The following is a 1,439-nucleotide window of genomic DNA, read 5'->3' as shown; positions in this document are numbered from 1 at the left end:
GCACTCAAGTGCGCCCAAAGGAGAAATAAACACAAATTCAGTTAAGTGCAAATCACTTTGATAGCCAGGCCTCCACGTGAAGTTTCACGGTATTTGTCGTTCATGTCTTTGCCCGTCTCATACATGGTCTCGATCACTTTATCGAGCGAAACGCGTGGTTCTGACGTCCTACGTAGCGCCATGCGCGCGGCGTTGACGGCTTTCACTGCGTTGATCGCATTACGTTCAATACACGGAATCTGCACCTGCCCGGCCACCGGATCGCAGGTAAGGCCCAAGTTATGCTCCATAGCGATTTCCGCCGCAATACACACCTGAGACGGGCTACCGCCAAGCAACTCTGTCAGCCCGGCAGCCGCCATTGAACAGGCTACGCCAATTTCCCCCTGGCAGCCGACTTCGGCACCCGAAATCGAGGCATTCATCTTATACAGCGCACCTATCGCCCCCGCGGCCAGCAAATAACGGGCGATGGAGTTGGCATTCACCGGACGGCGGAACTTGTCGTAATAGGCCAGGACGGCGGGAATAATCCCGCATGCACCGTTGGTCGGTGCGGTCACCACCCGACACCCGGCGGCGTTTTCTTCGCTCACGGCCAGCGCGAACATGTTGATCCAGTCAATGACGTTCATCGGGTCGCTGGACAGGTTGTCGCTGGAAACCAGCAGCCGACGCAGTGCCACGGCGCGACGCGGTACATTAAGCGGGCCCGGAAGCACACCTTCGGTATTCATGCCGCGCTCAATCCCGGCATGCATGACGTCCCAAATGGCAGCAAAGCCAGCATCGATTTCTTCTTTGCTGCGCATCGCCAGTTCGTTTTGCATCATCAGGCCGGAAACAGACAGCCCGTTGCGCTCACACAGTTTCAGCAGTTCGCTGGCGGAATGAAAATTGTAGGGCACGTGTGCTTCAACATCATGCGCCTGACCAAATTGCTCCTCTTCAACGATAAAACCACCGCCGACGGAGTAATAGGTTTTGCTTAATAGCGTCTCGGTGCCGTTCCACGCGGTGATACGCATACCATTTTCATGGCGCGGCAGCGTTTCGGCGTGAAAGAGAATATTTTCGTCTGGGGAGAAATCGACAATATGCGTGCCCTCTGCCACCGGTAAACGTCCGGTACGGGCTACTTCCTGAGTAAAACCAGCGATTGAATCTATATTAACGTTTTGCGGACTGTTACCGGCCAGCCCCATCATGATGGCGACATCTGTCGCATGACCTTTTCCGGTCAGGGAAAGCGATCCATAAAGATCGACCACAATATGTGTGGCCCTGGGAAGTTCCCCGCTGCTGACCAACAGATCAATAAAGCTTTTACCTGCATTCATTGGCCCCACGGTATGGGAGCTGGAAGGTCCAATGCCAATCTTGAAAATATCGAATGCGCTAATCATATCCACACCCTCGGATTGCCGTTCAGTGAAGAC

Annotated in this window: 1 protein-coding gene; it reads right to left on the bottom strand. The window is 54.3% G+C overall.

Going from position 1 to position 1,439, the window contains the following annotated elements:
* Positions 1–41: 41 nt before the first annotated feature.
* On the bottom strand, positions 42–1,406 hold the full coding sequence (gene tdcG / locus FDX03_RS13245) for an L-serine ammonia-lyase (protein ID WP_086523463.1): 1,365 nt from the start codon (positions 1,404–1,406) through the stop codon (positions 42–44).
* Positions 1,407–1,439: the final 33 nt, after the last annotated feature.

Source organism: Citrobacter sp. wls827, assembly GCF_005280875.1.
Classification (GTDB): Bacteria; Pseudomonadota; Gammaproteobacteria; order Enterobacterales; family Enterobacteriaceae; genus Citrobacter; species Citrobacter youngae.
This window is presented reverse-complemented; position numbering and strand designations above follow the sequence as displayed.